The following is a 25,694-nucleotide window of genomic DNA, read 5'->3' as shown; positions in this document are numbered from 1 at the left end:
GGGGCCTTTTAGGCGAAAAGCCCCCCGGAGTCAACCGAGGGGCCTCGAGCCGGTTGGGAGAACCGGCAGGTCCACCGCGTCCCGATCCCGCGCAGAGCACGAAGCCGGGCAGGGCGCGGCGACCGGATCAGGCGGCGAGCGTCGCGATCTGCGCGTCGGCACGGGCCAGCGCCGCGGCCTCGTCGACGGCCACGCCTTCGGCGGCGACGACAGTCACGTCGGTGATGCCGATGAAGCCGAGAACCTGCTTGATGTAGGGGGTGGCGAAGTCATAGCTCGAACCGGCCGGCACGCCGCCCGAGGAATAGGCCACGATCACGCGCTTGGCACCGGCCAGGCCCTCGGGGCCGGCTTCGGTGTAGCGGAAGGTCTCGCCGACGCGGCAGACCATGTCGATCCAGTGCTTGAGCGGGCCGGTGACGCCGAAGTTGTAGACGCCGCAGCCGATGACGACGGTGTCGGCGGCCTTCAGTTCCGCGATCAGCGCGTCGGAGAGGGCAAGCGCGGCCTTCTGCTCGTCGGTGCGGTTCTCGGCCGGGGTGTAGGCGGCGCCGATCCAGGTGCCGTCGATCGCCGGGATCGTGGTGCAGTCGCGCACGGTCACGTCGCCGCCGACCTTGGCGATCACTTTCTGGGCGATCTTGTGCGAGACCGACATCGGCCCCTTGATGGAGGTTTCGAGAAGCAGGGTCTTGGTCATGAGGAGGACTCCGGGTGTTTGCTGTTGCGGCAAAGAAATGCCCTTGCGCCCGTGAACTCAATTGTCATGATTGCGCAATGAGTGTTCGCGGGTGAACAGATGAATTTCGACAATTGGGACGAGATCCGGACGGCCTATCAGGTCGCGCGGGTGGGCACCGTATCGGGTGCAGCCGAGGTGCTGGGCGTGCACCATGCGACGGTGATCCGCCATGTCGATGCGCTCGAGGAGCGTCTCGGGACGAAGCTGTTCCAGCGCCATCCGCGCGGCTATACGCCGACCGAGGCGGGGCTGCAGCTGCTGGCCGTGGGCCAGGCGACCGAGGACCAGTTCTCGCAGCTGGCGGCGCGCATCGCCGGGGCAGGGGAGGAGGTCTCGGGCGAGCTCATCATCACCTCGCTGCCGACGCTGACCGGGATCGTGCTGCCGGCGCTTGCGCAGCTGATGATCGACCATCCGGGGCTGCGGCTGCGCTATCTGACCGATCAGCGGGTGTTCCGTCTGGAGTATGGCGAGGCGCATGTGGCGATCCGCGCCGGCGGTCGCCCGACCGAGCCCGACAACGTGGTGCAGCCGCTCGGCGTGAACCGCGTCGCGCTCTATGCCTCCGAGGATTACCTGAAGCGGATGGGCCGGCCCGCGTCGATCGACGACCTTGCCGGGCACCGCTTCGTCGGCGCCGAGAACCGCGAGAGCCGGGCGCCGTTCTTCCGCTGGCTTGCCGCGAACCAGCCGGCAGATTCGGTGGTGTTCATGGCGAACGATCCGGAAAGCCAGGCGGCGGCGGTGCGCGACGGCATCGGGCTGGGCTTCCTGCCGGTGATCGAGGCGCGGCGCGATCCGCGGGTGATCGAGGTGATCGCGCCGATCCCGGAGTGGGAATCGTCGCTGTGGCTGGTGACCCATGTCGACCTGCACCGCACGCCGAAGGTGCAGGCGGTTCTGAAGGCGCTGAAGACCGTGGCGGCGAGCTGCGGCGCGATGGACGCGCCGCAGGACTGATCTGCAATCAGCGGGCGGCCGCGGCGAAATGCGGCTTGCCCTCGGTCGTGGCGGCGGCGCCGGCGGCGCGCGGCGCGTGGGGCGCGGCATGACGGGCATGCTGGGCCGCGGCGATCGCCTTGTCGGACTGCCGGATCCGGTCCCGGATCCAGGCGAAGGCCCAGAGCAGCGCGAGCCCGCCGAGGATCAGCACGCTGTCCTGGCCGAAGCCCGCCGGGTGCACCTGCTTCACCGCCTGCGAGAAGATCGCGAGCACGGTGCTGGCGGCAAAGACCTGCAGCCCGTGCCGGCCGAGCAGCCGCACCGGTGCCATCGCCTTCGAGGCGGCAAAGCGCGGCACGCCCCAGGGCAGCGACAGCAGATAGGCGAGCGCGATGAAATGCGCGAACCGCGGCAGCGAGACATAGGTCTTGTCGAACTCGACCAGGAAGAACGGCGCGCCGAGGTCGCGCAGGTGGTGCACATACTCGCCAATGCCGGTCTTGATCGTCTCCGACTTCACCCAGACGACGCAGAACGCCACCCAGATCGCGGCGACCCAGATCAGCCAGCCCTTCAGCGGCGCGAAGCGGCGACCGTGACGCAGCGCCAGCCCGGTGAGGATGCCGAAGGAGAAAATCATCTGCCAGGCGAAGGGGTTGAAGAACCACCCCCCCTCCTGCGGGAAGTTCGGCAGGTCGAAATGCGTCATCCCGGTGAAGGCCCAGAACCCGACGCTGGCGGCAAGCAGGCCGATCGGGCTGCGCTGGCCGAGCCGGATCAGGAAGGGCGCGCCCAGCATCAGCACCGCATACATCGGCAGGATGTTGACGTAGCCAAGCTGATGGCCAAGCGAGGCGATGCCGATCATGAAGGCCAGCGGATCGCTGCCCATCACCTGATAGCCCTGCTGTTCCAGCATCACCGAGCTGCCGAACCACAGCGCCGCGCCCGAGACGATGGCGATCGCCCAGATCGTGGTGAACATGTGGGTGAGATAGAGCGTCCAGGACCGGCCCCAGCCCTTGCGCACCGAGGCCCAGTTCAGCCCATGCTTCATCTTCGGCCCATAGGCCAGCGCAGCGGCGCAGCCCGACATGAAGACGAAGCCCTCGGCGGCGTCGGACAGGCCGAAGTTGCGCGAGGTGAAGTTCTCGTACACCGTGCCCGGCACGTGGTTGATGTAGATCATCAGCAGGCTGAGCCCGCGGAAGAAATCAAGACGGGGGTCGCGCGCGCCCACGGGCAGCGCCGACCCCGCAGCGGGGGACATGTCAGGCATGGGTCTTCTCCGGCGCCACGGCCGGGGCAGTGGACGCGTCTTCTGGGACGAGCGCGGCGGTCCAGCGCTCGAGGATCTGGTCGTGCAGCACCATCACCGGAGCCGGCGCATATTCGGTGGGCACGCCCATCAGCCGCCCGGTCGAGGGCAGCGAGGACCAGCGCAGCAGCGCCGGGGCGAAGATCATCGGCACGCCCACCGGCAGCAGCCACAGGAGCAGCCCGGGCGCGAAGGCCCAGGTGGCGGCCAGGCCGACGGCGCCGATGGTGACGATCCAGTGCGAGGCGGCAAAGCTCTCGCCAAGCGTCAGCGTGCCGTCACCGCGGTTGTTGGTGGGCCAGCCGCCATCGCGGCCCAGCAGCACCTGGAACACCGAGCGCGTCGCATACATCAGCAGCACCGGCGCGGTGAGCGAGGAGAAGGCCAGCTCGCCCAGCGTCGACAGGAAGGCGAGGCGCGCGCCGCCGAAACCGTTCGCGCGGCCGGTGAAGGCGGCGCGGGTGGCGATCAGGATCTTCGGCAGCAGCAGCAGGCCGAAGATGCCGATCGCAAGCGAGATCGCCTTCGAGGCCTCGGACGGCGGGAAATAGGGGAAGGGCCAGTAGGGGATCGGGAAGTAGTCGGGCGGCGGGGCAAGGATCGGCGCGGCGATCGAGGCGAGGATGAAGCCCAGCCAGAACAGCGGCGCGATATAGGCCATGATGCCCTGCGCGAAGACGAAGCGCGACCAGGCCCGCAGCCCCGGCGCGCCGATGATGCGCGAGTGCTGCAGGTTGCCCTGGCACCAGCGCCGGTCGCGCTTGGCGTGGTCGACGATGTTCTCGGGGCCTTCCTCGAAGCTGCCGCCAAGGTCGTCGTCAAGCCGCACGATCCAGCCCGCACGCGCCAGCATCGCCGCCTCGACATAGTCGTGGCTCATCACATGGCCGCCGAAGGGCGGCTTGCCGCGCAGCGCCGGCAGGCCGCAGCTTTCGGCAAAGGCGCGCACGCGCACGATCGCGTTGTGGCCCCAGAACGGGCCGGTCTCGCCCTGCATCATCGCAAGGCCGCGCGCGAAGATCGGCGAGAAGAACGAGGCCGAGAACTGCATCGCACGGCCAAAGCGCGAGCGGGCCCGGATCACCTTCGGCAGGGTCTGCAGCAGGCCGAGACGCTCCTCTGCCTCCATCCGCCGGATCATCGACAGGATCGTCGTGCCTTCCATCAGGCTGTCGGCGTCGAGGATCACCGCATAGTCATAGGCGCCGCCCGACCGGGTGATGAAATCCTCGATATTGCCGGCCTTCTTGCCGACGTTGTTCTCGCGCCGGCGATAGAAGAAGCGGCCCATGCCGTTGCGGTCCTCGACCAGATGCTTGAACAGCACCAGCTCGCGCCGGGCGATGGTCTCGTTGCGGGTGTCGGAGAGGATCGCGAAATGGATCTGTGCCGGATCGCCGGTCTCGCGCAGCGAGGTCTCCATCGCGGCCACGCGCGAGAAGGTGGCGAGCGGGTCCTCGTTGTAGACCGGCATCAGGATCACGGTGCGGCCACGGATTGGCGCGGCCGGATCATAGGCGGGCGGATGCGAGAAGGAGGTCAGCCCGATCAGCGCCTGGATCGCGCCCCAGGCAAGCCACAGCGTCGAGATCAGGATCAGCAGCGCGCGCAGGATGTCGAGCGTGTCGAGCCCGTCGGCATCGCCGAACTGCAGGAACAGCACGAAAGCCCCCAGCCCCGCGACGAGGCTGAGGCCCACGGCCAGCGAGCGCAGGGCATAGAGCCCCGCGCGCGAGATGCTTGTGCGGTTCATTTTGTCAGAGGCCGGCGCCCGCCGACGGCGCCGCGGGGTGATGCGGGATCAGCCCTGAAAGAAGCCTCCGCAGCAGACCCACGCGCGGCTCGATGACCTGCATCGGCATTGCGAGGGGGGCGTTGGGCAGGGCACAGGGGCCTGCGACGAGCTCTGCCGGGGAGAGCGCCTCGGCGGAAACGGAGGAACGGGCCGCTTGCGGTTCGAGAAGTGCGGTCATGCCTTGATCCATTGATAGAGCCAGGTTTCGGTCAGCTTGCGGCCATAACCCGCGATATGGGCGGAAAGTTCCACGGTGGCGCCCGAGGGCGCCTTGATGTCGAGGACGAGCCGCCAGATCCCGTCCTCGGGAATGCGTTGCAGCACCTGCGTCACGATCTCCCCCTTCGAGACCGAGGCGACGACCTTCAGCTTGTCGACCGCCTCCGCCGGGAGATTTTCCAGCAGACCGCCGACAAAGTCGATGACGAACTTGCGGGTGCCATCGGTATTCGGAACGCCCGAGACGCCACCGGCGCCGGCGCGGGTCTCGAAGACGCGGGCCAGCGTGCTGTCCACCGGATCGAGATCGCCCCAACGCAGCCGGTAGCGGTATTCGAGCGCATCGCCCGCCTTCGCCGGCGCCTCGGGCACCCAGAAGGCGACGATGTTGTCATTGACCTCGAGATCCGAGGGGATCTCGACCAGCCGCACGGCGCCCTTGCCCCAGTCGCCCAGCGGCTCGACCATGCACGAGGGGCGGCGCTCGTAAAGGGCCGCAGCATCCTGATAATGATCGAAATTCCGGTCGCGCTGATAGAGGCCGAAGCTTTTCGGCGCGGTTTCCGAGAAGTAGCTCGAGGCAAGCCGCGGCGGGTTGGCGAGCGGCCGCCACAGGGTGTCGCCGTCGGCGCGGGTGATGCCCAGCCCGTCGCTGTCATGCACATTCGGACGGAAATCGTCGAAGGCGGCCCGGTTGCGCTCGGCAAACAGGAACATCGAGGTCAGCGGCGCAACGCCCAGCTGCTCGACGTCGTTGCGCAGGAACAGCCGCGCCGTGACCTCCATCACCGTTTCCTCGCCGGGGGTGATGACGAACTGGTAGGCGCCGGTGAGCGAGGCGCTCTCCATCGCGGCCCAGACGGTGATCGTGCCGCTGCCCGATTCGGGGCGCTGGATCCAGAACCGGGTGAAGCGCGGGAATTCCTCGGCGATCGACATGCCGGTGTTCACCGCCAGCCCGCGCGCCGAGAGCCCATAGGCCGAGCCGCGGCCGAGCGAGCGGAAATAGGAGGCGCCCTGGAAGGCCACCAGCTCGTCGAAGACGTCGGGGCGGTTCAGCGGCGTGTGCAGGCGGAAGCCGGCGACGCCCGGAAGCACGGTGTGCTCGGGCACATGGGTGCGGGCCTCGCGTTCATAGATGAAGTCGTCGGTGTCGAAGCCCATCAGCCGGGCCTGGTCGCCCGAGACCTCGTAGAGCAGCACCGGCTCCTTGAACAGCCAGCCCATGTGGAAGGCATGCAGCTGGAACCGCGTCTCCTCGACATCGGCGAAACGGGCGCGGTCGGGGTTGAAGCGGATCAGCCGGTAATCGTCATAGGTCAGCTGCGACAGGAAGCTGTCGGGAAGCTGCTGCGGCTGGTCGGGCTTGGCCGTCGCCGCGCGCATCTCCTCGGTCAGGCTGTCGAAGCTGAACGGCGCCTGCTGCGGTGCGGCGGGTTCGACCGGAACCTCGGGCGCGGGCGCCGGAACGGGCTCGGTCGCCGGGGCCGCGTCCTGGGCCATCGCCGGGCGTGCGAAACCGCCCCCGCAGGCCAGAACGGCCCCTGCCGACAGGGTTCCGAGCAGGTGGCGGCGGGTCACAAAGGCTTGTCTTTGAACGCGGCGGGCAGGCATCTATTTTCCAAGGTATCTCAGATAGTTCTTGAGGCCACCCTAGGGCAGCCTCGTTGCCAATTCCTTAGGCATAGTGCCCATAGACTTGCAAGAGAGCATTGCGTCACACAGTCGTCAAAGTCGCGGGTGCGGCGCCGCTGCCGCAGAGGCTCAGCGCATTGTTGCTCAGACCGCGCTGGAACCGGCAGGTTGTTGCGCATTCTGCATGTGCGCAGGGATTTCGCCGGGCTGCGCCGGGGCCCGCGCGGCCATGTTCCGGCGCGGCGGCCGACAGGGTGAGTCGTCCGCCCCCGGCCCGGGGCGTGCGCGCGGTCGCTCCCGGGCGGGGCTGTGCGGGGGCGCGTTTGCACTTGTTTCCGGCGCCTGCGCGGGGGTAAATCCTGCCGAAACAGGGACTGGAGAACTCTCGGTATGGAAAGCCTGGACCTTACGGGCAGCGTGATCGGCATTGCCTCGATCCTGATCTTCATCGGCGCCTATGCGCTGGTGATCACGGAAGAAGCGACCCACATGCGCAAGTCAAAGCCGGTGATGCTGGCGGCCGGCCTGATCTGGATGCTGATCGGCATCGCCTACATGCGGGCGGGGCTCACCGGCGTCGCGCATGAGAAGGCAATCGAAATCGTCGAGGAATATGGCGAGCTCTTCCTCTTCCTCCTTGTCGCCATCACCTATGTGAACACGATGGAGGAGCGGCGCGTCTTCGATGTGCTGCGGGCCAAGCTCGTCAGTCTCGGGCTGACCTATCGCAAGCTGTTCTGGATCACCGGCGTCATCGCCTTCTTCCTGTCGGGCGTGCTCGACAACCTGACCACGGCGCTGGTCATGGGCGCGGTGGTGATGGCGGTGGGCAAGGGCCATCCGAAATTCGTCTCCACCTCCTTCGTCTCGCTCGTCGTCGCGGCGAATGCGGGCGGCGCCTTCACCCCCTTCGGCGACATCACCACGCTGATGGTCTGGCAAAAGGGCGTGATCGAGTTCTTCGAGTTCTTCGACCTGCTGATCCCGTCGCTGCTGAACTGGCTGGTGCCGGCGCTGATCATGTCCTTCGTGATCCCGAACGAGATGCCGGCCGACGTGCATGGCACGGCGCATCCGAAGCCGGGCGCGGGCATGGTGGTGTTCCTGTTCTTCGCGACCATCGTCACCGCGATCTGCTTCAAGAACTTCCTCGCCCTGCCGCCGGCACTGGGCATGATGCTGGGTCTCGGCTACATGCAGATCTACAGCTATTTCCTGACCCGCAAGATCACCCGCCGCCGCCCGCACGAGGAGCTGGTGCTCGATGCCTTCAAGCAGTTCGAGCAGCTCGAGTGGGACACGCTGCTGTTCTTCTTCGGCATCATCTTCGCCGTCGGCGGTCTGGGCGTTCTGGGCTATCTCGATATGCTGTCGGGGCTGCTCTATACCGGGCTCGGGCCGACCGCGGCGAACACCATTCTCGGCGTGATGAGCTCGATCATCGACAACATCCCGCTGATGTTCGCAGTGCTGACGATGGACCCGGACATGACGCATGGCCAGTGGCTGCTGATCACGCTCACCTGCGGCGTCGGCGGCTCGCTGCTGTCGATCGGCTCGGCCGCGGGGGTGGCGCTGATGGGGCAGGCGCGTGGCATCTACACCTTCACCACCCACCTCAAGTGGAGCTGGGCGATCGCGCTTGGCTATGCGGTCGCGATCGGGGCGCATCTGCTGCTGAACGCCGATCTCTTCGCGGTCGCCGCCCGCGCGCACTGACGGCACGCTTTCCGAAAAGGCCCGGGCCGCGCGCCCGGGCCTTTTCCTTTTGGCACATCGCCTGCCGGAACGGCACGTCGCGGGGCGTTGACGGCGATACATCCGGCGTGCTGATCTGCGCCGATCTTCGGGAGGGGGCCAGATGACGGATGAACGCATCGGCGGGGCAGGCGCCGCACGGATTGCCGCTTTCGCGGCGGCCGAGGCTGCGGTCTATGCCGCGGCCCGCCCGCGCAGCCGCGCCGCGCTCGAGGCCGGCGCCGGGGCCTTTCTCGACGGCGTGCCGATGCACTGGATGCGCGACTGGCCGCAGCCCTTCCCGATGCTCGTCGCGCGTGCCGAGGGCGCGGTGATCGAGGATCTCGACGGCCATGTGATCGACGATTTCTGCCTTGGTGACACCGGCTCGATGTTCGGCCATTCGCCCTCCCCCGTCGCCCGCGCGATCCGCGCGCAGGCCGATCGCGGCCTCACCACCATGCTGCCGAGCGAGGCGGCGCTCGAGGCCGGGCGGCGTCTGTGCGAGGTCTTCGGCCCGATGCGCTGGCAGATCGCGACGACCGCGACCGATGCGAACCGCTTCGCCCTGCGCCTGGCCCGCGCCGTCACCGGGCGGCCGAAGGTGCTGGTGTTCAACGGCTGCTATCACGGCACGGTCGACGACACGATGGTGCGGCTCGAGGGCGGCCGGACCGTGGCGCGTCCGGGCCTTGTCGGTCAGGTCGAGGATCTGACGCAGGTCGCCACCGTGGCCGAGTTCAACGACCTCGCCTCGGTCGAGGCGGCGCTGGCCGCGGGCGATGTCGCCGCGATCCTGACCGAGCCGGTTCTGACCAATTCCTGCATGGTGCTGCCCGCGCCCGGGTTCCACGCCGGGTTGCGCGATCTGGCCACCCGCCACGGCGCGCTCCTCATCATCGACGAGACGCACACGATCTCGTCGGGGCGGGGCGGTTACAGCCGCGTGCACGGGCTGATGCCCGACATCTTCGTCACCGGCAAATGCGTGGCGGGGGGGATGCCCACCGCGATCTGGGGCGTGACCGAACCCGTCGCGCGCCGCTTTGCCGCCTATGACGCCACCCGCCCCGCCGGCCATTCCGGCATGGGCACCACGCTGTCGGCGAACCCGATGCAGGTCGCCTGCCTCGTCGCCACCCTTTCCGAGGTGATGACCGCCGAGAACTATGCCCGGATGGAGGCGGGCGCCGCGCGACTGAGCGCGGGACTGACGAAGGCCATCGCTCGCGTCGGCGCCCCCTGGCATGTGGTGCGCGTCGGTGCGCGGGTCGAGTTCATCTGCGCCCCCGGGCCGCTGCTGAACGGCACGCAAGCCGAGGCCGCCCATGCCCCCGCGCTCGAGGCGGCGATCCACCAGGGCCTTCTGAACCGCGGCTGCCTGATCGCGCCGTTCCACAACATGATGCTGATTTCGCCCGTCACCACCGAGGCCCAGATCGACCGCCTGGTCGAGGCCTTCGGCGCGGTGCTGGGCCTTCTTTTCGAGACCTGACATGACCCTTTCCCCGTCCGGCTCCTCCATCGAGGAAGCCGAGGAATTCCTCGCCGCCCATCCCGAGATCGAGGCGATCGACATCGTCCTTTCGGACGCCAACGGCATCGGCCGCGGCAAGATCATCCGCCGCCACGAGCTGGTTGGCCTCTACCGCAACGGCCGTCACCTGCCGATCTCGATCCTCGGGCTCGACATCGTCGGCGAGGATGTGCACGAGACCGGCCTGATCTGGGATCAGGGCGATGGCGATCTGCGCGCCTGGCCGATCCCGGGCACGCTGAAGCCGCTCCATGGCACCACGCCGCCGCGGGCCGAGCTGCTGATGAGCATGTATTCGCTCGACGGCGTGCCGATGAGCTCTGACCCGCGCCATGCCCTGAAGCGTCAGGTCGAGGCGATGGCGGGCGAGGGGCTGTTCCCCGCCGGCGCCTTCGAGCTGGAATTCTTCCTGCTCGACCCGGACATGAGCGCGGGCGTGCGGCCGGCGCCTGCGGTGCTCGACGGGCGCCGCTCGGACTGGACCGAGGTCTATTCCGTCGACCACCTGCACGGGATGCAGCCGCTGTTCTCCGACATCTACCGCGCCGCCGAGGCGATGGGGATCCGCGCCGAGACGGTGATCTCGGAATATGCGCCGGGGCAATACGAGCTGACGCTCGATTACCGCACCGACGTGATGCAGGCGGCCGACGACCTCGTGCGGCTGAAGCGCATCGTGCGGATGCAGGCGCGCCGGCACGGGGTCACCGCCTGCTTCATGGCCAAGCCGGTCGAGAAATACGCGGGCTCGGGCATGCATTTCCACGTCTCGCTGCAGGACGGCACGGGGCGCAACATCTTCGCCGAGGCGGTCGAGGGCGAATGGACCGACACCATCCGCCACGCGCTTGGCGGGCTGCGCCAGACGATGGGCGAGTCGATGCTGGTCTTCGCGCCGCATGCGAATTCCTGGCGCCGCTTCGTCGGGCAGAGCTATGCCCCGGTGTCGCCGTCGTGGGGCGTCAACAACCGCTCCGTCGCGCTGCGCATCCCGGCGGGCGAGGTCAGGGCGCGGCGGATCGAGCACCGCCCCTCGGGCGTCGACGCCAGCCCCTATCTCGTCGGCGCCACGATCCTCGCGGGCATCCGCCACGGCCTCGCGCAGCGCATCGACCCGGGCCCCGAGACCACCGGCAATGGCTATGAGGGCGCCGACGATCTGCCGATGCCGCGTGACTGGCGCGAGGCGATCGATCGGGCGACGGCGTCGGAGTTCCTGAAGGAGGCACTTGGTGCGGACATGCACCGCACCTTCACCGCGATCAAGGCGGCCGAGCATGCCCGTGTCGCGCGCTGGATCGCCGACGTCGATTACGCGCTCTACCTGCACAACGTCTGAGCAGGCCGGGGGATCCTCCCCCGGACCCCCTGAGGTATTTGGAGCAAGATGAACGGTACGGATTTCATCTTGCTCCAAATACCTCGGGGGGAGGCTTCGTGAAACGAAGACGGGGGGCAGCGCCCCCCGACCCGATGTCCGATTGTGACGTGGCCTCAGATCAGGCCGGCATGCGCCATTGCCGCGTCGATCGCGGCCTTGGTGGCGTCGGTGAGCTCGGTCAGCGGCAGCCGCACCTCGGCCGCGCACAGGCCGAGCTTCGACATCGCGTATTTCGCGCCGGCGACGCCCGGCTCGAGGAAGATCGCGATATGCAGCGGCATCAGCTTGTCCTGATACTCCATCGCCTTGACGTAATCGCCCGCCAGCGTCGCCGCCTGCATCTCGGCGCAGAGCTTCGGCGCGACGTTCGCGGTGACGGAGATGCAGCCGACGCCGCCCATGGCGTTGAAGCCGAGCGCCGTCGCATCCTCGCCCGAGAGCTGGATGAAATCGGGCCCGCAGGTCAGGCGCTGCTTCGCCACGCGGCTGAGGTCGCCCGTCGCGTCCTTGACCCCGACGATGCGCGGCAGTTTCGCCAGCTCGCCCATCGTCTCGGGCGACATGTCGACGACCGAGCGGCCGGGGATGTTGTAGATGATGATCGGCAGCGACGAGGCGTCGTGCATTGCGGTGAAATGCGCCACCATGCCGCGCTGCGTCGGCTTGTTGTAATAGGGCGTCACCACAAGCGCGGCATCGGCGCCGGCGGCCTCGGCGTGGCGGATCAGCTCGATCCCCTCGGCAGTCGCATTCGAGCCCGCGCCGGCGATCACCGGCACCCGGCCGGCGGCGGCCTGCGCGACCACCTCGATCACGCGGTTGTGTTCCTCGTGGCTCAGCGTCGGGCTCTCGCCGGTGGTGCCGACCGGGACGATGCCGTTCGAGCCCTGCTCGATGTGCCACTCCACAAGTTTCTTGAGCGTGTCCCAATCGACTGCGCCGTTCGTGAACGGCGTGACGAGTGCGGGGAAGGACCCTTTGAACATGACACGCTCCTGCGGTGTGGGCGGATTCGCCCGGTTGAAATCGGCCGGACCATAGGCGAGCCTTTGCCTCTTGCCAACTTGTGAATTGCATCGGGCCGGGCTTCGGGTCACCACTTGGAAAAACGAGCAGAGCGATGATCCGAACCCTTCCGAAGGCGGTCCTTCTGACCGTCGCCCTTGCCCTTTCCACGCCGCCCGCCCGGGCGGCCGATGCCGCGGCGCTGGCCGCGGCGCTGGCGGCTGCGCAGGCCGGCAACTGGGACGCGGCCAGCGCCGCCGCGCGCCCGGCCGGGCAGATCGCCGCCGATCTGATCGAGTGGCAGCGGCTACGCGCAGGGCAGGGCAGTTTCGACGACTATGCCGATTTCGTCTCGCGCCGGGCCGACTGGCCGGGAATGCCGCTGCTGCGCCGCAAGGGCGAGGACCGGCTGAGCGAGGCAAGCCCCGCCGCGGTCGTTGCCTGGTTCGCCCGGTCCGCGCCGCAGACCGGGCAGGGGGCGCTGACGCTGATTGCGGCGCTGCAGGCGCTTGGCCGCGACGAGGCCGCCCGCCAGGTGGCCGAGACCGCCTGGCGCGGGCTCAACCTGACCGAGGCCGAGGAGGCCGCCTTCCTCGCCCGCTATGGCGATCTGGTGGCGCCGGCGCATGGCGGGCGGATGCAGGCGATGCTCGACCGCGGCGAGACCGCGCAGGCGGCGCGTCTGCTGCCGCTTGTCACCCCCGGCACACGGGCCGTTGCCGCGGCGCGGATCGCGCTGCAGCGCCGCGCGCAGGGGGTGGATGCGCTGATCGCCGCGGTGCCGGACTACATGCGGGCCTCGGCGGGGCTGGCCCGCGACCGCGCGGTCTGGCGCTGGCGCAAGAGCCTCGAGGAGGGCGCGGCCGAGATCGTGCTGTCGCGCTCGGACAGTGCCGAGAGCCTGGGCGACCCGGCCGCCTGGTCGACGCTGCGCGGCCAGCTTGTGCGCTTCTTCCTGCGCAAGGGCGATGCGCAGCTCGCCTACAGGCTGGCGGCGGGGCATCATCTGCCCGCGGGCGGGGGCGATTGGGCCGATCTCGAATGGCTGGCGGGCTTTGCGGCGCTGAAGTTGGGCGATGCGCCGCAGGCGCTCGCGCATTTCGAGGCGCTCGGGGCCGAGGTGGCGAGCCCGATCAGCACCTCGCGCGCCGATTACTGGCGCGGGCGCGCGCTCGAGCAGATGGGGCGGATCGCCGAGGCGCAGGCCGCCTTCCGTGACGGGGCGCGGTTCCAGACCGCCTATTACGGGCTGCTGTGCGCGGAACTTGCGGGTGTCCCGCTCGATCCGGTGTTCTCGGCCCCGGTGGCGCTGCCCGACTGGCGCGGGCAGGGCTTCACCGCCTCCTCGGTCTTTGCCGCGGCGCAGGAGCTGCAGGCGGCGGGCGACGGGGATCTGGCGGCGCGCTTCATCCTGCATCTCGAGGAAGGCCTGCCCGATGCGGCGCTGCCGGCGCTGGCCCGCCTGGCCGAGGAATGGCGCGATCCGCATTTGGCGCTGCTGCTGGCCAAGCGCGCGGCACTCGGCGGCACGGTGCTGGTGCAGGCCTATTACCCGATCCCCGAGCTGACCACGCATGACCTCGGCGTGCCCGAGGAGCTGGCGCTGTCGATCGCGCGGCGGGAAAGCGAATTCGACCATGCCGTCATCAGCCATGTCGGTGCGCGCGGGCTGATGCAGCTGATGCCGGGCACGGCCAAGCTGATGGCGCCGATGATCGGCGAGACCTACAGCGCGCCGCGGCTGACCACCGATCCGACCTACAACCTGCGCCTTGGCGGCGCTTACCTTGCGAAGCTGCGCGCCGAGTTTGGCGCCTCGCCGGTGCTGGTGGCGGCGGGCTACAACGCCGGGCCCGGCCGGCCGCGGCGCTGGATCGAGGAGATGGGCGATCCGCGGGTGCCGACGGTCGACGTGGTCGACTGGGTCGAGATGATCCCCTTCACCGAGACCCGCACCTATGTGATGCGGGTGGCCGAGAGCCTGCCGGTCTATCGTGCCCGGCTGGGTGTCGCGGGCCCCGGCCCCATCGCCTTCTCGGACGAGCTGCGCGGCATCGCGCCCTAGCGCTGCGCCGCGCGGCGCGCCCGCCACAGGGTGAATAGCCCCGCGCCGACGGTGACCGCCGCGCCAAGCGCCACGTTCGGGCGCAGCACGTCGCCGAAGATCGTGATGCCGAAGATCGCGCCGAAGACGAGCTGCAGATAGGCGATCGGCTGCAGCGCCGAGGCCTCGGCGATCTCATAGGCGCGGATCATCAGCCAGTGCCCGGCGATCGCGGTCAGGCACAGAAGGCTCATCCAGCCCCAGTCGCCCGCGCTCATCGGCTGCCAGAACCAGATCCCGCCGGCGGTGGCGGTGAGCGCGCCGGTGATGCCGGTCCAGAAGAAGGACACCTCGCCCGAATCGTCGCGCGCGACCCAGCGGGTGGCGAGCGCATAGATCGCGAACATGATCGCGCCGGCGAGCGGGATCAGCGCTTCGGGGCGGAACACGCCGCTGCCGGGGGCAAGGATGATCGTCACGCCGACGAAGCCCGTGGCAATCGCCAGCCAGCGCCGCCAGCCCACCTTCTCGCCCAGCACCGGGCCCGAGAGCGCCGCGACGATCAGCGGATAGGAGATGAAGATCGAGTGGCTCTCGACCAGACCGAGCTTGACGAAGGCGATGATCGCCACCCAGACCTCGACCACCAGGAGCACGCCGCGCAGGCTCTGCAGCAGCGGGTGTCTGGTGCGCAGCGCACCGCGCAGCCCGCCCGCGCTGCGCAGCGCGAGGCCGAGCACGAAAAGCGCGAAGACCCAGTAGCGGATCATCACCACCAGATAGACGTTGTAGGTGCCCGCAAGGTGGCGCGAGATGCCGTCCTGCGCGGCGAAGATGAAGGTCACCGCGACCATCATCGCGACGCCGAGGCGGGTGTTCTGTTCGGTCATGGGTGCACTCCACGGCTCATGTGGCGCTTGCCGGCATGGCCCGGGGCGCGGCTGACCGCGAAGCCCGCGGCGGCAAGGCCGCGGCGCACGAAGCCCGCGGCGGTATAGGTGGCGAAGCTGCCGCCGGGCGCGGTGTGGCGGCCGACCTCGGCCATCAGATCCTCGCCCCACATCTCGGGGTTCTTCGCCGGCGAGAAGCCGTCGAGGAACCAGGCATCGGCCGCGCCCGCCCAGCCGGGCAGGGTCTCGCGCACATCGCCGAGGATCACCTCGACGGAAACGCTGCGCAGGGTGAAGCGGGTCTCGCCCCGACCCCAGGCAGCCAGGAAGGGGCCGGCGGCGGCCTCGGCCTCGGGGAAGGCGGCGAGCGCACGGGCGATCTCGGGCGCCGACATCGGGAAGGCCTCGAAGGAGGTGAAGCGGATCGGCAGATCGGTCGACAGCGCCGTGGCGATCAGGTTCAGCCCGGTGCCGAAGCCCAGCTCGGCCACCTGGAAGCCCGGGCGGAACCGCGCCGGCAGGTCGTTGCCCGCCAGGAAGACGTGGCGCGTTTCCGCAAGCCCGCCCGCGAGGCTGAAATAGGGGTCGTCGAAGCGCGTCGAGACGGGCGTCGTTCCGTCGCGCCAGTCGAGCGCGGCAGGGCTCTGGTCAGGGGAGGTCATTGCGGGTAGTGCCTGAGGCGAATTCCCGTGGAAACTGGCGAAAGGTCCGGGCAATGGCAAGAGGGGATCGGGTGACAGTGCGCGGCGGCGGCGTGTTCGGCCTTGCCTGCGCCTTCGAGATGGCGCGGCGCGGCGCCCGGGTGCGACTGATCGAGCGGGTGCGGATCGGCGCGGGCTCGTCGGGCGGCACGGTGGGGGCGCTTGCCCCGCATGTGCCCGAGACCTGGAACCCGAAGAAGCAGTTCCAGCTTGAAAGCCTGCTTGGGGCCGAGGCATTCTGGGCGGCGGTCGAGGCCTCGGGCGGTCAGGGCGCGGGCTATGCCCGACTCGGCCGGATCCAGCCGCTGGTTGACGCGGCTGCGGTCGAGCGGGCGCGGGCCCGCGCCGCCGGCGCGGCCGAGCACTGGGGCATTGCGGCGCTATGGCGGGTGCTGCCGGCCGCGCAATTCGCCCCCTTCGCACCGCTCTCGCCCACCGGGCTCGTGGTCCACGACACGCTTTCGGCCCGTGCCGCCCCGCGCGCGGCCTGCGCGGCCCTTGCCGCGGCGCTGACCGCGCTTGGCGGCGAGATCGTGATCGGCGCGGCCGAGGACGAGGGCGCGGTGCTGCACGCGACCGGCGCGCCGGGGCTTGCGGATCTCGGGATGGCCTTCGGCAAGACGCTTGGCGGCGGGGTGAAGGGGCAATCGGCGCTGTTGCGCCACGATGCAGGCGCGGTGCCGCAGATCTATGCCGATGCCGTGCATATCGTGCCGCATGCGGATGGCACCGTGGCGATCGGCTCGACCTCCGAGCGCGACTTCGACGCGCCCGACAGCACCGACGCACAGCTCGAGGCGCTGATCGAGAAGGCACGGGCGATCTGCCCGGTGCTTGCGGGCGCCGAGGTCGTCGACCGCTGGGCCGGGGTGCGGCCGCGCGCGCGCTCGCGCGCACCGATGCTGGGCGCCTGGCCCGGACGGCCCGGCCAGTTCATCGCGAATGGCGGCTTCAAGATCGGCTTCGGCATGGCGCCGAAAGTGGCGCAGGTGATGGCGGATCTGATCCTCGAGGGGCGCGATGCGATCCCGGCGGGGTTCCGGGTCGAGGACAATCTCTAGGGGGCGCTGCCCCCTCTTTTGCCTGGCGGCAAAATTCACCCCCGGGATATTTGAGGCAATTGGAAGCCGGGAACCGTCCTCTGCTTCCAATTGCCTCAAATATCCCGGGGGTGAGGCCCGCAAGGGCCGAGGGGGCAGCGCCCCCTTGCGCGCGAAGTCACCAGCGCGTCAGCGCGTCTTCGTCGCTTTCCTTCGCCGCGACCCAGCAGGTGCCATCGGGGCCGATCTCCTTCTTCCAGAAGGGGGCGCGCGATTTCAGATAGTCCATCAGGAACTCGGCGGCCTCGAAGGCGGCGGCGCGATGACGGGCGGCGGTGGCGACCATCATGATCGGCTCGCCCACCGTCAGCCGGCCGAAGCGGTGGATCACCAGGCAATCGGCCAGCGACCAGCGCGCCATTGCCTCCTCGGCGATCTTCGCGATCGCGCGTTCGGTCATGCCCGGGTAATGCTCGAGCTCGAGTGCCTGCATCCGGCCGCTGTCGTCGCGCACGAGGCCGGTGAAGGTGACGAGCGCGCCGGCATTGGTGCCCGCGCCGAAGCCTGCGATCTCGGCCGCAGCGTCGAAGGGGGCGCATTGCACGGCGATCCGCATCTCAGCCGCCCGTCATCGGCGGGAAGAAGGCCACTTCGCGCACGCCCGCCAGCGGCGCGTCGAACTCGGACAGCTCCTGGTCGAGTGCCACGCGCAGCGCCGAGATATCGGCGAAGGCGGCGGCATAGCGCTCTTCGCGCGCGCTCAGTTCCGTCACCAGATCCCGCACCGTCGCCGCCGGGGTCTCGACCCGCTCGCGCGGCAGGCCGATGCGCTCGCGCACCCAGGCGAAATAGACGACGTCAATCACGGCCGGGGTCCCGCAGGAAGGGCAGGGCCTTGCGGAAATAGTCCCAGCCGGTGAGCGCAGTCAGGATCGCGGCGATCCAGATCAGGCCGAGGCCGACGTGGTTGGCCATGTCGGCGAGGGTGAGCCCGGTCGGCAGGTCGCCCTCGCCCGCGCGGGGGGCGCGGCCCTTTTCGAGGAAATCGAGCCCGGTGCCGAGGAACAGCGTGGCGATCGCCACCATCTGCGCGGTGGTCTTCCACTTCGCCAGTTTCGTGACCTTGAGCTTGCCCTTCTCGGCGCCGAGGTATTCGCGCAGCCCCGAGACGAAGACCTCGCGGAACAGGATCACCGTCGCCGGCAGGATCAGCCAGGGGTTCATGCCCGAATAGCCGGTGAGCACCATGATCGCGATCACCACCATCGCCTTGTCGGCGATCGGGTCGAGCATGGCGCCGAATTTCGATTCCTGCTTCCACAGCCGCGCGAGGTAGCCGTCGAAGTAATCGGTGATCGCCGCGCCGACGAAGAGCGCAAGCGCCAGCCAGTCGGCCCAGGGGCGGTGGAAATAGAGGAACATCACCGCCACGCCGGGGGCGGCGAGCAGTCGAAGCACCGTGAGCGTATTCGGCAAGGTCCAGGTCATGCGCGCACCCTAGCGGGGGCGCGCCCCGAGGGAAAGAGGGCCGTTCAGCGCGGCGGGTCCACGTAATCGTGAATGCGGCCCTGCCAATCGCTCACCCGCCAGCTGCCACGGGTGGGGCCGGGGGTGAAATGATCGGCGGTGACCGGCACCTTGCCGAAGCCGCCGGGGATGTCGAGCACATAGGTCGGCACCGCGGCGCCGCTCAGATGGCCGCGCAGCCCGGCCATCAGGGCCCGGCCCTCGGCGATCGTGGTGCGGAAATGCGAGGTGCCGCGGGCGAGGTCGCAATGATGCAGGTAATAGGGTTTCACCCGATGGTCCTGCAGCAGGCGGAACAGACCGATCAGCGCCTCGTGCGTGTCGTTCACCCCGCGCAGCAACACCGATTGCGACAGCATCGGCACGCCGCCATCGACCAGCCGGGCGATGGCCGCGCGCGCCTCGGCGGTGAATTCCTGCGCGTGATTGGTGTGCAGCACCACCCAGACCGGCGTGCGCAGGCCCGACAGCAGCGCCACCAGATCGGCGTCGATGCGTTCGGGCGCGACCACCGGCACCCGGGTGTGGATGCGCAGCGTGGTGACATGGGCGATCGCGTCGAGCCGGGTCAGCACATCGGCGAGGCGCCGGTGCGAGAGCGTGAGCGGGTCGCCCCCGGTCAGGATCACCTCGCGGATCGCCGGGGTGGCGGCGACATAGGCCAGCGCCTGCACCAGCGCCTCCTCGGGCAGCGGGCCGGTCTCGCCCACCGTCTCGCGGCGGAAGCAGAAGCGGCAATAGACGTCGCAGGTCTTGGTGATGTGCAGGATCACCCGGTCGGGATAGCGGTGCGTCACCCCGGGGGCGGGCGAATGCGCGCCGTCGCCGATCGGGTCGATCAGCTCCTCGGCACGGATCTCGAGCTCTTTCGGCGAGGGAACGAATTGCATCGCGACCGGGTCGGTGGCCTCGGTGCGGGCGATCGCGGCGCGCATCGCCGGGGTCACGCGGATGCGGAACTCCTGCGCGACCTCCTTCAGCGCGGGCAGCGCGGCATGAGGGATCAGACCTTCGGCGAGAAGGTCCTCGGGATGGGTGAGCGCGTGGCGGATCGGGCTTTCGTCTGTCATTTGCGGGCCGCTACGCCTGCCGCCACGATCCGTCAAGCCGCATTTTTCGGCAGGATGTGAGCGCTCACATCTTGTCGTTGAAGAAGTTCCAGATCGTTTCGGCCATCGCCTGCGAGATTCCGGGCACCTCGACAAGGTCGGTGACGCCCGCCCGGCTGACCGCCTTGGCCGAGCCGAAATGCTGCAACAGGGCGCGCTTGCGGGTGGCGCCGATGCCCGGGACCTCGTCGAGCGGGTTCGCCATCGCGGCCTTGGCGCGTTTCGCCCGGTGTGCGCCGATCGCCCAGCGGTGGGCCTCGTCGCGCAGCCGCTGGATGTAATACAGCACCGGGTCCTGCCGCGGCAGCGCCATCGGGCGGGCGCCGATGCGGTGGAATTCCTCCTTGCCGAGGTCGCGGTCGATGCCCTTGGCAACGCCGATCATCGGGATGTCGGTGACGCCCATGGCCACCATGATCTCGTGCACCGCCGAGACCTGCCCGGCGCCGCCGTCGATCAGGAGAAGGTCGGGCCAGGCGTCGGTCTTGCGCTCGGGGTCTTCCTTCAGAAGGCGGGCGAAGCGGCGGGTCATCACCTCCTTCATCATGCCGAAGTCGTCGCCGGGGGTCAGCTCGTCGCCCTTGATGTTCCACTTGCGATACTGGCTTTTCAGGAAGCCGTCTGGCCCGGCGCAGATCATCCCGCCCACGGCATTCGTGCCCTGGATGTGCGAGTTGTCATAGACCTCGATCCGCTCGGGGGGCTTCGGCAGACCGAAGGCCTCGGCCAGGCCCTTGAGCAGCCGCGCCTGCGCGGCGCTTTCCGACATCCTCCGGCCCAGGCTCTCGCGGGCGTTGCGCAGGGCGTTCTCGACAAGCTCCGCCTTCTCGCCGCGTTTCGGCACCGCGATCTCGACGCGGTGGCCGGCCTTGCCGGCGAGCGCCTCTTCCATCAGGTCGAGATCCTCGATCGGATGCGACAGCAGGATCAGCCGCGGCGCCTCCTTCGTGTCGTAGAACTGACCGAGGAAGGCCTCGATCACCTCGGCCTCCTCGGCGCCCGATCCGGTCTTCGGGTAGAAGTCGTGGTTGCCCCAGCTTTGATGGGCGCGGATGAAGAACACCTGTACGCAGGCCTGCCCGCCCTCCATGTGCAGCGCCACCACATCCGCCTCGGCCACGCCGCGCGGGTTGATTCCCTGGCTCTGCTGCACCGTGGTCAGCGCCGCGATCCGGTCGCGCAGCGCCGCCGCGCGCTCGAACTCGAGCGCGTCCGAGGCGGCCTGCATCTCCTCGGCCAGCTCCTGCTGGATCGCCGTCGACTTGCCCTCGAGGAAGCGCTCGGCATCGGCGACGGTGCGGCCATACTCGGCCTCGGAGATCTTGCCGACGCAGGGCGCCGAGCAGCGCTTGATCTGGTATTGCAGGCAGGGCCGGGTGCGGGAGGCGAACATCGCGTCCGAGCAGTTGCGCAGCTGGAACACCCGCTCGAGATGGTTCAGCGTGCGGTTCACCGCCGCGGCCGAGGCGAAGGGGCCGAAATAGGCGCCCTTCACCGTGCGCGCGCCACGGTGCTTGCGGATCTCGGGGAAGGGGTGGCTCTTGTCGAGCAGGATATAGGGGAAGCTCTTGTCGTCGCGCAGCAGCACGTTGTAGCGCGGCTTGAGCTGCTTGATCAGGTTCTGTTCGAGCAGCAGCGCCTCGGTCTCGGTGCGCGTCGTCAGGAACATCATGTAGCGCGTTTCCGAGATCATCCGCGCGATCCGCGCCGAATGCCCCGAGGTCCGGGCATAGTTCGACACCCTCGCCTTCAGGTTGCGCGCCTTGCCGACATACAGCACCTCCTGCCGGTCGTTCAGCATCCGGTAGACGCCGGGCGAGCTGTCGAGCCGCGAGACGTAATCGGCGATCAGCGCATGGCCGGTCAGCCGCGGGGGTTGCGGCGCTGCGGCGGTGTCGGAAGCGATCTCTGGGTCGGTCATTTCGGAGCCTTGATTCCGGTCTCTGGCTGCAATGTTAAGGCGCCGCGTTCAAGAGGAAAGGAATCCACGGTTTCTGTGGATAACTCTGTTGGGAAGTTTCCGGGAACGGCGATTTTCCCTTGAATCCGGCCTCCTTTCACGGGCGGCCTAAATTTTAGGCAATCTTGCAATGCTATGAAATCATTGATGAAAAATTTTATACGTCTTCAAGTGGCTGAAAATGCTAGAAGATTCGTAACGCTTGCGTGACAGGGTGCGGCCAGGTGGACAACTTGCCGCACGGTCATCGTTAAAGGGGCCGAAACGGACCTATTCGGGGCCGAGCACGTCCGGGGTTTTCCAGCCCAGATGCTGGCCGCCGTCGACGCAGATCAGCTGGCCGGTGACCGCCTTCGCCTCGAGCAGATAGCCAAGCGCGGCGCAGATGTCGTCGGGATCGGCGCCGCGCTGCAGAATGGTCGCGGCGCGCTGGCGGGTGAAGTGGCTCTCGCTTTGCCGCGCGCCCTGCAGCGTCGGGCCGGGGCCGATCGCGTTCACCCGGATGTCGGGGGCCAGCGCCTGCGCGGCGGTGCGGGTCAGCGCCCACAGCCCGGCCTTGGCGAGCGAATAGGTCATGAATTCAGGCGTCGGCTTGAGCACGCGCTGATCGATCATGTTGACCACCAGCGCCTGCGCCCGCGGCTCGCCGCCGGTGCGGTCGGGGGCCGGCGCCTGCGCGGCGAAGGCCTGGATCAGCACGAAGGGCGCGCGCAGGTTCGAGCCGAAATGACGGTCCCAGCCCGTCCGGGTGGCCGTGCGGATGGTGTCATATTCGAAGATCGAGGCGTTGTTGACCAGCACCGTCAGCGGCCCGCCAAGCGCCTCGGCCGCGCGCGGCACCAGCGTCTCGACCGCCGCCTCGTCGAGGATGTCGGCGGGCAGGACGACGGCCTGCACGCCGCGGGCGCGGGCCTCGGCCGCGGTTGCCTCGGCCGCCTCGACCGAGCCGTTGCAATGGATCGCCACGTCATGGCCGCGGTCCGCGAGATAAAGCGCCATCGCGCGGCCAAGCCGTTTCGCCGCGCCGGTGATCAGGGCCTTGCCCATGCCGTCCTCCTCAGCCCGCATGGGCGGTCATCAGCACCGCCACATAGGCGGCATAGATCAGGGTGAAGCCCACGCCGACCAGCCGGGTGAACGGCCAGCGGTGCAGGATGAAAGGGGCGATCAGCAGCGAGGCCGCCAGCATCACCCACAGGTCGAGCCGCAGCATTGTCGGCGGCACGTCAAGCCGGCCGAAGAAGCCCGCGACGCCGATGATGCCGAGCAGGTTGAAGATGTTCGAGCCGATGACATTGCCAAGCGCGACATCGGCCCGCCCCTTCATCGCGGCGGTGACCGAGGTGGCAAGCTCGGGCAGCGAGGTGCCGATGGCGACGAGGGTCAGGCCGATCACCGTGTCGGGGATGCCCGCCGCACGGGCGATCGAGCTGGCGCCGTCCACCAGGAAATCGGCCCCGAAAGGCAGGCCCACCAGACCGATCGCGATGAACAGCGCGACCTTGCCCAGGCTCATGTGCACGTCGACGCCCTCGATCTCTTCCTCGGTGCGGCTGGCGCGATGGGCGAGCGCCTGACGTCCCTGCCGGATCAGGATCACCACCAGCGTCGCCAGCAGCAGCGCCGCATGCGGCCAGCCAAGCGGCCCCATGAAGCAGACCAGAATGAACAGCACCGAGGCGCCGAGCATGATGAAATAGCTTTCGCGCGTGTCCTGCTCGTCGGTGCGGATCATCGAGATGATCGCCGGAATGCCCAGCACCAGCAGGATGTTGGCGGTGTTCGAGCCGACCACGTTGCCAAGCGCGATGCCCGGGTTGTGGTCGAGCACGGCGGCGACCGAGACCATCATCTCGGGCGCCGAGGTGCCGAAGGCGACGACCGTCAGCCCGACGATCAGCGCCGGAATGCCAAGCCGCAGCGCGAGGTTCACCGCGCCCTTCACCAGAAGGTCGCCGGCCACCACGAGAAGGCCGAGACCGGCCAGGATCTTCACCAGATCAATGAGCACTCAGGCCCCCTTTTTCGTGTTTCGTCCGCAGGGGCAGGGCCCCGGTCCGACCTTCGGACGGCCGCAGGCCGGGCAGCGCCCCGCCAGCCGCCGTGCCTTGCCGCCCGGCAGCCGCAGCTTGCCGAAGATGGCAAGCACCGCCATCGCGACGAGGAAAAGCGTCATGCCCTTGATCAGCATGTCACAGCCCGTAGCGCGCCCAGAGCGCGCGCTCCTCGGTGGTGTCGAGCAGCGCGCCCGCGACCTCGGCGCCAAGTCCCGCGCCCAGCAGCCGCAGCCAGGACCGGCGCGGCCCGTTCGCCGGCACGATCCGCACCTTGTCGCCGTAAAGCGCCTTCAGCTTCGGCACCGCATGGGCCGTGCCGTCAATGAGCCCGGTGGCCACCGCCTGCGCGCCGGTCCAGACCTCGCCGGTGAACAGATCCGCGCCGCTCAGCCGGGTGCCACGCCGCGTGGTGACATGGGCCTTGAAGGCGCGGTGCATGTCCTCAAGGAGCCGGGTCAGGCGGGCGATGTCCTCGGGCTTTTCCGGGCGGAACGGGTCGAGGAAGCTCTTCGAGCCGCCCGCGGTGTGCACCCGCCGCTCGATCCCGTGTTTCGCGATCAGCTCGTCCAGCCCGAAGCCTGACGAGATCACTCCGATCGAGCCCACGACCGAGGTCTCGTCGGCCCAGATGTCATCGGCCGCGCAGGCCAGCCAATAGCCGCCCGAGGCCGCCACATCCTCGACGAAGGCATGGACGGGCACATGGGTCTCGTCGGCAAGCCGCCGGATCCGTGCGGCGATCAGCGAGCTTTGCACCGGCGAGCCGCCGGGCGAGTTGATCACCAGCGCCACGGCGGCGGGCTTGCCCTTGCGAAAGGCGCGCTCGATCACCGGCGCAAGCGCCGCGTCCGATAGGCCCGGCGACCCGGGGCGGGTGATGCCGATCGCACCTTGCAGGCGGATCAGGGCGACACGGGGCGCGCGGCGGCGCGGGAAGAGGCGGGCAAGGTCCATGTGCCTCGATGTAGGGGGGCACATTCGCGTGAACAAGCCGCGGCGCCGGGGTTTTACCGAATTTCCCCGCCCTGCGGGGCGCTTGCCGCGGAAAGCGGCCGCCGGGCTCTGGCGCCGCGCCGCGCGGGCGGCTAGCGTGGCGCGATGATCGACAAGCTCGAGATGTTCATGGTGCTGGCGCGCGAAGGCCATTTCGGCCGCGCGGCGGCGGTTTATGGCGTGACGCAGCCGACGCTCAGCTCGGCGATCCGCGCGCTCGAGGAAAGTCTCGGCGTGCAGCTGGTGCTGCGCGGCGCGCGCTTTCAGGGGCTGACGCCCGAGGGGCAGCGGGTGCTCGAGCATGCCCGCCGCATCGTCGGCGAGGCGCGCGCGATGCAGGACGAGATGCGCGAGGCGCGGTTCGGCGTGGCGGGGCATCTGCGCATCGGCGTCATTCCCACCGCGCTGCCGCGGGTGGCGCGGCTGACCGGGCCGTTCCTTTCCCGCAACCGCGCCGCGCGGGTGACGCTCCTGTCGCGCAGCTCGGCCGAGATCCGCGAGGGGATCGCGGCGCAGGCGCTTGATGCCGGGATCACCTATCTCGAGGGCGCCGAGCCCGGGCGGCTCGATGCCGTGCCCCTGTGGGTCGAGCGCTATCGGCTGGTCGAGCGCGGCGACGAGACCGGGCCGTTGAACTGGGCCGAGGCCGCGACCCGGCCGCTGTGCCTGCTCACCCCCGACATGCAGAACCGCCGGCTGATCGATGCGCATCTGGCCTCGGCCGGGGTCGAGGTGGCGCCGCGGGTCGAGTCGAACTCGACACTCGCGCTTCTGTCCCATGTCGCGACCGGCAGTTGGGCCGCGATCCTGGCCGAGGCGCTGAGCGAGGGCTCGGCGCTGCCGGCGGGCTGTGTCGCGCGGCCGTTGACCTCGCCCGAGGCGAGTCATGCCGTGGGCCTTGTCGTCGGCCATCGCGCCACCCACACGCCCAGCCTGCGCGCGCTGTTGGAAGAGGCCGAGCGGATCGCCGAGCGATAGACGTTGTCTATCAATCAACGGGGGTCTTGCCGTTGATTGGCCTATCGCGCTGCGGTATCGGGCGGTAAGCCAACCGGCCCTGAC

Annotated in this window: 24 protein-coding genes; 7 read left to right on the top strand and 17 right to left on the bottom strand. The window is 69.1% G+C overall.

The window, feature by feature from the left end; all coding sequences use genetic code 11:
* Positions 1–127: 127 nt before the first annotated feature.
* Positions 128–700: an FMN-dependent NADH-azoreductase gene (locus tag AC0QTQ_RS16685; RefSeq protein WP_480257501.1), complete on the bottom strand. Its 573-nt coding sequence runs from the start codon at positions 698–700 to the stop codon at positions 128–130.
* A gap of 99 nt (positions 701–799) precedes the next feature.
* Here AC0QTQ_RS16685 and AC0QTQ_RS16680 point away from each other — a divergent pair, with 99 nt between their 5' ends.
* Positions 800–1,702, top strand: a complete 903-nt coding sequence (locus AC0QTQ_RS16680; protein WP_121533544.1) for a LysR family transcriptional regulator — start codon at positions 800–802, stop codon at positions 1,700–1,702.
* 7 nt (positions 1,703–1,709) lie between these two features.
* Here the strand turns inward: AC0QTQ_RS16680 and AC0QTQ_RS16675 are convergent, their stop codons facing one another.
* Genes AC0QTQ_RS16675 through AC0QTQ_RS16660 form a run of 4 tightly spaced genes read right to left on the bottom strand, consistent with a single transcriptional unit; the run spans position 1,710 to position 6,630 of the window.
* Positions 1,710–2,963 carry an OpgC family protein gene (locus AC0QTQ_RS16675; RefSeq protein ID WP_480257500.1) on the bottom strand — a complete coding sequence of 418 codons (1,254 nt, stop codon included), beginning with the start codon at positions 2,961–2,963 and terminating at the stop codon, positions 1,710–1,712.
* Positions 2,956–4,755, bottom strand: coding sequence for a glucans biosynthesis glucosyltransferase MdoH (gene mdoH, locus AC0QTQ_RS16670; RefSeq protein WP_121533540.1), 1,800 nt, complete (start codon positions 4,753–4,755; stop codon positions 2,956–2,958). Before mdoH ends, AC0QTQ_RS16675 begins: the two co-directional genes overlap by 8 nt.
* Positions 4,756–4,759: 4 nt before the next feature.
* Positions 4,760–4,975 (bottom strand): hypothetical protein, encoded by a 216-nt coding sequence (locus AC0QTQ_RS16665; RefSeq protein ID WP_480257499.1) that lies wholly within the window; start codon positions 4,973–4,975, stop codon positions 4,760–4,762.
* Complete coding sequence (locus tag AC0QTQ_RS16660) at positions 4,972–6,630, bottom strand: OpgD/OpgG family glucan biosynthesis protein (RefSeq protein WP_480257498.1); 1,659 nt, start codon at positions 6,628–6,630, stop codon at positions 4,972–4,974. The genes AC0QTQ_RS16665 and AC0QTQ_RS16660 overlap by 4 nt, the downstream gene beginning before the upstream one ends.
* 411 nt (positions 6,631–7,041) lie before the next feature.
* On the opposite strand from AC0QTQ_RS16660, the gene nhaD reads away from it, so the two are divergent.
* From nhaD to AC0QTQ_RS16645, 3 genes are all read left to right on the top strand, one after another.
* Positions 7,042–8,370: a sodium:proton antiporter NhaD gene (gene nhaD / locus AC0QTQ_RS16655; protein WP_480257497.1), complete on the top strand. Its 1,329-nt coding sequence runs from the start codon at positions 7,042–7,044 to the stop codon at positions 8,368–8,370.
* 142 nt (positions 8,371–8,512) lie between these two features.
* Complete coding sequence (locus AC0QTQ_RS16650) at positions 8,513–9,883, top strand: aspartate aminotransferase family protein (RefSeq protein ID WP_480257496.1); 1,371 nt, start codon at positions 8,513–8,515, stop codon at positions 9,881–9,883.
* 1 nt (position 9,884) lies between these two features.
* The gene (locus tag AC0QTQ_RS16645) at positions 9,885–11,264 is read left to right on the top strand and encodes a glutamine synthetase family protein (protein WP_480257495.1); all 1,380 of its coding nucleotides are present in this window, start codon (positions 9,885–9,887) and stop codon (positions 11,262–11,264) included.
* 155 nt (positions 11,265–11,419) lie between these two features.
* On the opposite strand, the gene dapA is transcribed toward AC0QTQ_RS16645, so the two are convergent.
* Complete coding sequence (gene dapA, locus AC0QTQ_RS16640; RefSeq protein WP_480257494.1) at positions 11,420–12,292, bottom strand: 4-hydroxy-tetrahydrodipicolinate synthase; 873 nt, start codon at positions 12,290–12,292, stop codon at positions 11,420–11,422.
* 134 nt (positions 12,293–12,426) lie between these two features.
* Here dapA and AC0QTQ_RS16635 point away from each other — a divergent pair, with 134 nt between their 5' ends.
* Positions 12,427–14,376: a lytic transglycosylase domain-containing protein gene (locus AC0QTQ_RS16635; RefSeq protein ID WP_480257493.1), complete on the top strand. Its 1,950-nt coding sequence runs from the start codon at positions 12,427–12,429 to the stop codon at positions 14,374–14,376.
* On the opposite strand, the gene AC0QTQ_RS16630 is transcribed toward AC0QTQ_RS16635, so the two are convergent.
* Both AC0QTQ_RS16630 and mnmC2 read right to left on the bottom strand, forming a co-directional pair.
* Positions 14,373–15,245 carry a DMT family transporter gene (locus AC0QTQ_RS16630; protein ID WP_480257492.1) on the bottom strand — a complete coding sequence of 291 codons (873 nt, stop codon included), beginning with the start codon at positions 15,243–15,245 and terminating at the stop codon, positions 14,373–14,375. The two genes, AC0QTQ_RS16635 and AC0QTQ_RS16630, sit on opposite strands and share 4 nt — an antisense overlap.
* Positions 15,242–15,907, bottom strand: coding sequence for a tRNA (5-methylaminomethyl-2-thiouridine)(34)-methyltransferase MnmC2 (gene mnmC2, locus AC0QTQ_RS16625; protein ID WP_480257491.1), 666 nt, complete (start codon positions 15,905–15,907; stop codon positions 15,242–15,244). The genes AC0QTQ_RS16630 and mnmC2 overlap by 4 nt, the downstream gene beginning before the upstream one ends.
* Before the next feature lie 53 nt (positions 15,908–15,960).
* Here mnmC2 and AC0QTQ_RS16620 point away from each other — a divergent pair, with 53 nt between their 5' ends.
* Positions 15,961–17,007, top strand: a complete 1,047-nt coding sequence (locus AC0QTQ_RS16620; RefSeq protein ID WP_480257490.1) for an NAD(P)/FAD-dependent oxidoreductase — start codon at positions 15,961–15,963, stop codon at positions 17,005–17,007.
* Positions 17,008–17,164: 157 nt separating this feature from the next.
* Here the strand turns inward: AC0QTQ_RS16620 and AC0QTQ_RS16615 are convergent, their stop codons facing one another.
* From AC0QTQ_RS16615 to AC0QTQ_RS16575, 9 genes are all read right to left on the bottom strand, one after another.
* Positions 17,165–17,602 (bottom strand): molybdenum cofactor biosynthesis protein MoaE, encoded by a 438-nt coding sequence (locus tag AC0QTQ_RS16615; protein WP_480257489.1) that lies wholly within the window; start codon positions 17,600–17,602, stop codon positions 17,165–17,167.
* Between the two features lies 1 nt (position 17,603).
* Positions 17,604–17,849, bottom strand: a complete 246-nt coding sequence (gene moaD, locus AC0QTQ_RS16610) for a molybdopterin converting factor subunit 1 (protein ID WP_480259244.1) — start codon at positions 17,847–17,849, stop codon at positions 17,604–17,606.
* The gene (pgsA, locus tag AC0QTQ_RS16605) at positions 17,845–18,474 is read right to left on the bottom strand and encodes a CDP-diacylglycerol--glycerol-3-phosphate 3-phosphatidyltransferase (RefSeq protein ID WP_121533518.1); all 630 of its coding nucleotides are present in this window, start codon (positions 18,472–18,474) and stop codon (positions 17,845–17,847) included. The genes moaD and pgsA overlap by 5 nt, the downstream gene beginning before the upstream one ends.
* Positions 18,475–18,518: 44 nt before the next feature.
* Complete coding sequence (locus AC0QTQ_RS16600; RefSeq protein WP_480257488.1) at positions 18,519–19,583, bottom strand: lysine-2,3-aminomutase-like protein; 1,065 nt, start codon at positions 19,581–19,583, stop codon at positions 18,519–18,521.
* A 64-nt stretch (positions 19,584–19,647) separates the two neighbouring features.
* Complete coding sequence (gene uvrC, locus AC0QTQ_RS16595; RefSeq protein WP_480257487.1) at positions 19,648–21,543, bottom strand: excinuclease ABC subunit UvrC; 1,896 nt, start codon at positions 21,541–21,543, stop codon at positions 19,648–19,650.
* A 309-nt stretch (positions 21,544–21,852) separates the two neighbouring features.
* Positions 21,853–22,629, bottom strand: a complete 777-nt coding sequence (locus AC0QTQ_RS16590) for an SDR family oxidoreductase (protein WP_480257486.1) — start codon at positions 22,627–22,629, stop codon at positions 21,853–21,855.
* 10 nt (positions 22,630–22,639) lie between these two features.
* Positions 22,640–23,593: a calcium/sodium antiporter gene (locus tag AC0QTQ_RS16585; RefSeq protein ID WP_480257485.1), complete on the bottom strand. Its 954-nt coding sequence runs from the start codon at positions 23,591–23,593 to the stop codon at positions 22,640–22,642.
* Positions 23,594–23,773, bottom strand: a complete 180-nt coding sequence (locus AC0QTQ_RS16580) for a hypothetical protein (protein ID WP_480257484.1) — start codon at positions 23,771–23,773, stop codon at positions 23,594–23,596.
* A 1-nt stretch (position 23,774) separates the two neighbouring features.
* A complete protein-coding gene (locus tag AC0QTQ_RS16575) occupies positions 23,775–24,593 on the bottom strand; it encodes a S49 family peptidase (RefSeq protein ID WP_480257483.1) in 819 nt (272 codons plus the stop codon).
* A gap of 144 nt (positions 24,594–24,737) precedes the next feature.
* Between AC0QTQ_RS16575 and AC0QTQ_RS16570 the strand changes: the two genes are divergently transcribed.
* Positions 24,738–25,610 (top strand): LysR family transcriptional regulator, encoded by an 873-nt coding sequence (locus tag AC0QTQ_RS16570; RefSeq protein ID WP_480257482.1) that lies wholly within the window; start codon positions 24,738–24,740, stop codon positions 25,608–25,610.
* Positions 25,611–25,694: the final 84 nt, after the last annotated feature.

Source organism: Paenirhodobacter sp. YD-8 (assembly GCF_056590935.1).
This window is presented reverse-complemented; position numbering and strand designations above follow the sequence as displayed.

Bases quoted from the DNA above. Each gene is read 5' to 3' on its own strand.
- AC0QTQ_RS16630 (WP_480257492.1), bottom strand. From the start codon at position 15,245: ATGACCGAACAGAACACCCGCCTCGGCGTCGCGATGATGGTCGCGGTG.
- AC0QTQ_RS16570 (WP_480257482.1), top strand. From the start codon at position 24,738: ATGATCGACAAGCTCGAGATGTTCATGGTGCTGGCGCGCGAAGGCCAT.
- AC0QTQ_RS16620 (WP_480257490.1), top strand. From the start codon at position 15,961: ATGGCAAGAGGGGATCGGGTGACAGTGCGCGGCGGCGGCGTGTTCGGC.
- pgsA (WP_121533518.1), bottom strand. From the start codon at position 18,474: ATGACCTGGACCTTGCCGAATACGCTCACGGTGCTTCGACTGCTCGCC.
- AC0QTQ_RS16635 (WP_480257493.1), top strand. From the start codon at position 12,427: ATGATCCGAACCCTTCCGAAGGCGGTCCTTCTGACCGTCGCCCTTGCC.
- mnmC2 (WP_480257491.1), bottom strand. From the start codon at position 15,907: ATGACCTCCCCTGACCAGAGCCCTGCCGCGCTCGACTGGCGCGACGGA.
- AC0QTQ_RS16580 (WP_480257484.1), bottom strand. From the start codon at position 23,773: ATGCTGATCAAGGGCATGACGCTTTTCCTCGTCGCGATGGCGGTGCTT.
- AC0QTQ_RS16680 (WP_121533544.1), top strand. From the start codon at position 800: ATGAATTTCGACAATTGGGACGAGATCCGGACGGCCTATCAGGTCGCG.
- nhaD (WP_480257497.1), top strand. From the start codon at position 7,042: ATGGAAAGCCTGGACCTTACGGGCAGCGTGATCGGCATTGCCTCGATC.
- AC0QTQ_RS16645 (WP_480257495.1), top strand. From the start codon at position 9,885: ATGACCCTTTCCCCGTCCGGCTCCTCCATCGAGGAAGCCGAGGAATTC.
- AC0QTQ_RS16675 (WP_480257500.1), bottom strand. From the start codon at position 2,963: ATGCCTGACATGTCCCCCGCTGCGGGGTCGGCGCTGCCCGTGGGCGCG.
- AC0QTQ_RS16600 (WP_480257488.1), bottom strand. From the start codon at position 19,583: ATGACAGACGAAAGCCCGATCCGCCACGCGCTCACCCATCCCGAGGAC.
- uvrC (WP_480257487.1), bottom strand. From the start codon at position 21,543: ATGACCGACCCAGAGATCGCTTCCGACACCGCCGCAGCGCCGCAACCC.
- AC0QTQ_RS16685 (WP_480257501.1), bottom strand. From the start codon at position 700: ATGACCAAGACCCTGCTTCTCGAAACCTCCATCAAGGGGCCGATGTCG.
- dapA (WP_480257494.1), bottom strand. From the start codon at position 12,292: ATGTTCAAAGGGTCCTTCCCCGCACTCGTCACGCCGTTCACGAACGGC.
- AC0QTQ_RS16665 (WP_480257499.1), bottom strand. From the start codon at position 4,975: ATGACCGCACTTCTCGAACCGCAAGCGGCCCGTTCCTCCGTTTCCGCC.
- mdoH (WP_121533540.1), bottom strand. From the start codon at position 4,755: ATGAACCGCACAAGCATCTCGCGCGCGGGGCTCTATGCCCTGCGCTCG.
- AC0QTQ_RS16660 (WP_480257498.1), bottom strand. From the start codon at position 6,630: ATGCCTGCCCGCCGCGTTCAAAGACAAGCCTTTGTGACCCGCCGCCAC.
- AC0QTQ_RS16590 (WP_480257486.1), bottom strand. From the start codon at position 22,629: ATGGGCAAGGCCCTGATCACCGGCGCGGCGAAACGGCTTGGCCGCGCG.
- AC0QTQ_RS16575 (WP_480257483.1), bottom strand. From the start codon at position 24,593: ATGGACCTTGCCCGCCTCTTCCCGCGCCGCCGCGCGCCCCGTGTCGCC.
- AC0QTQ_RS16650 (WP_480257496.1), top strand. From the start codon at position 8,513: ATGACGGATGAACGCATCGGCGGGGCAGGCGCCGCACGGATTGCCGCT.
- AC0QTQ_RS16615 (WP_480257489.1), bottom strand. From the start codon at position 17,602: ATGCGGATCGCCGTGCAATGCGCCCCCTTCGACGCTGCGGCCGAGATC.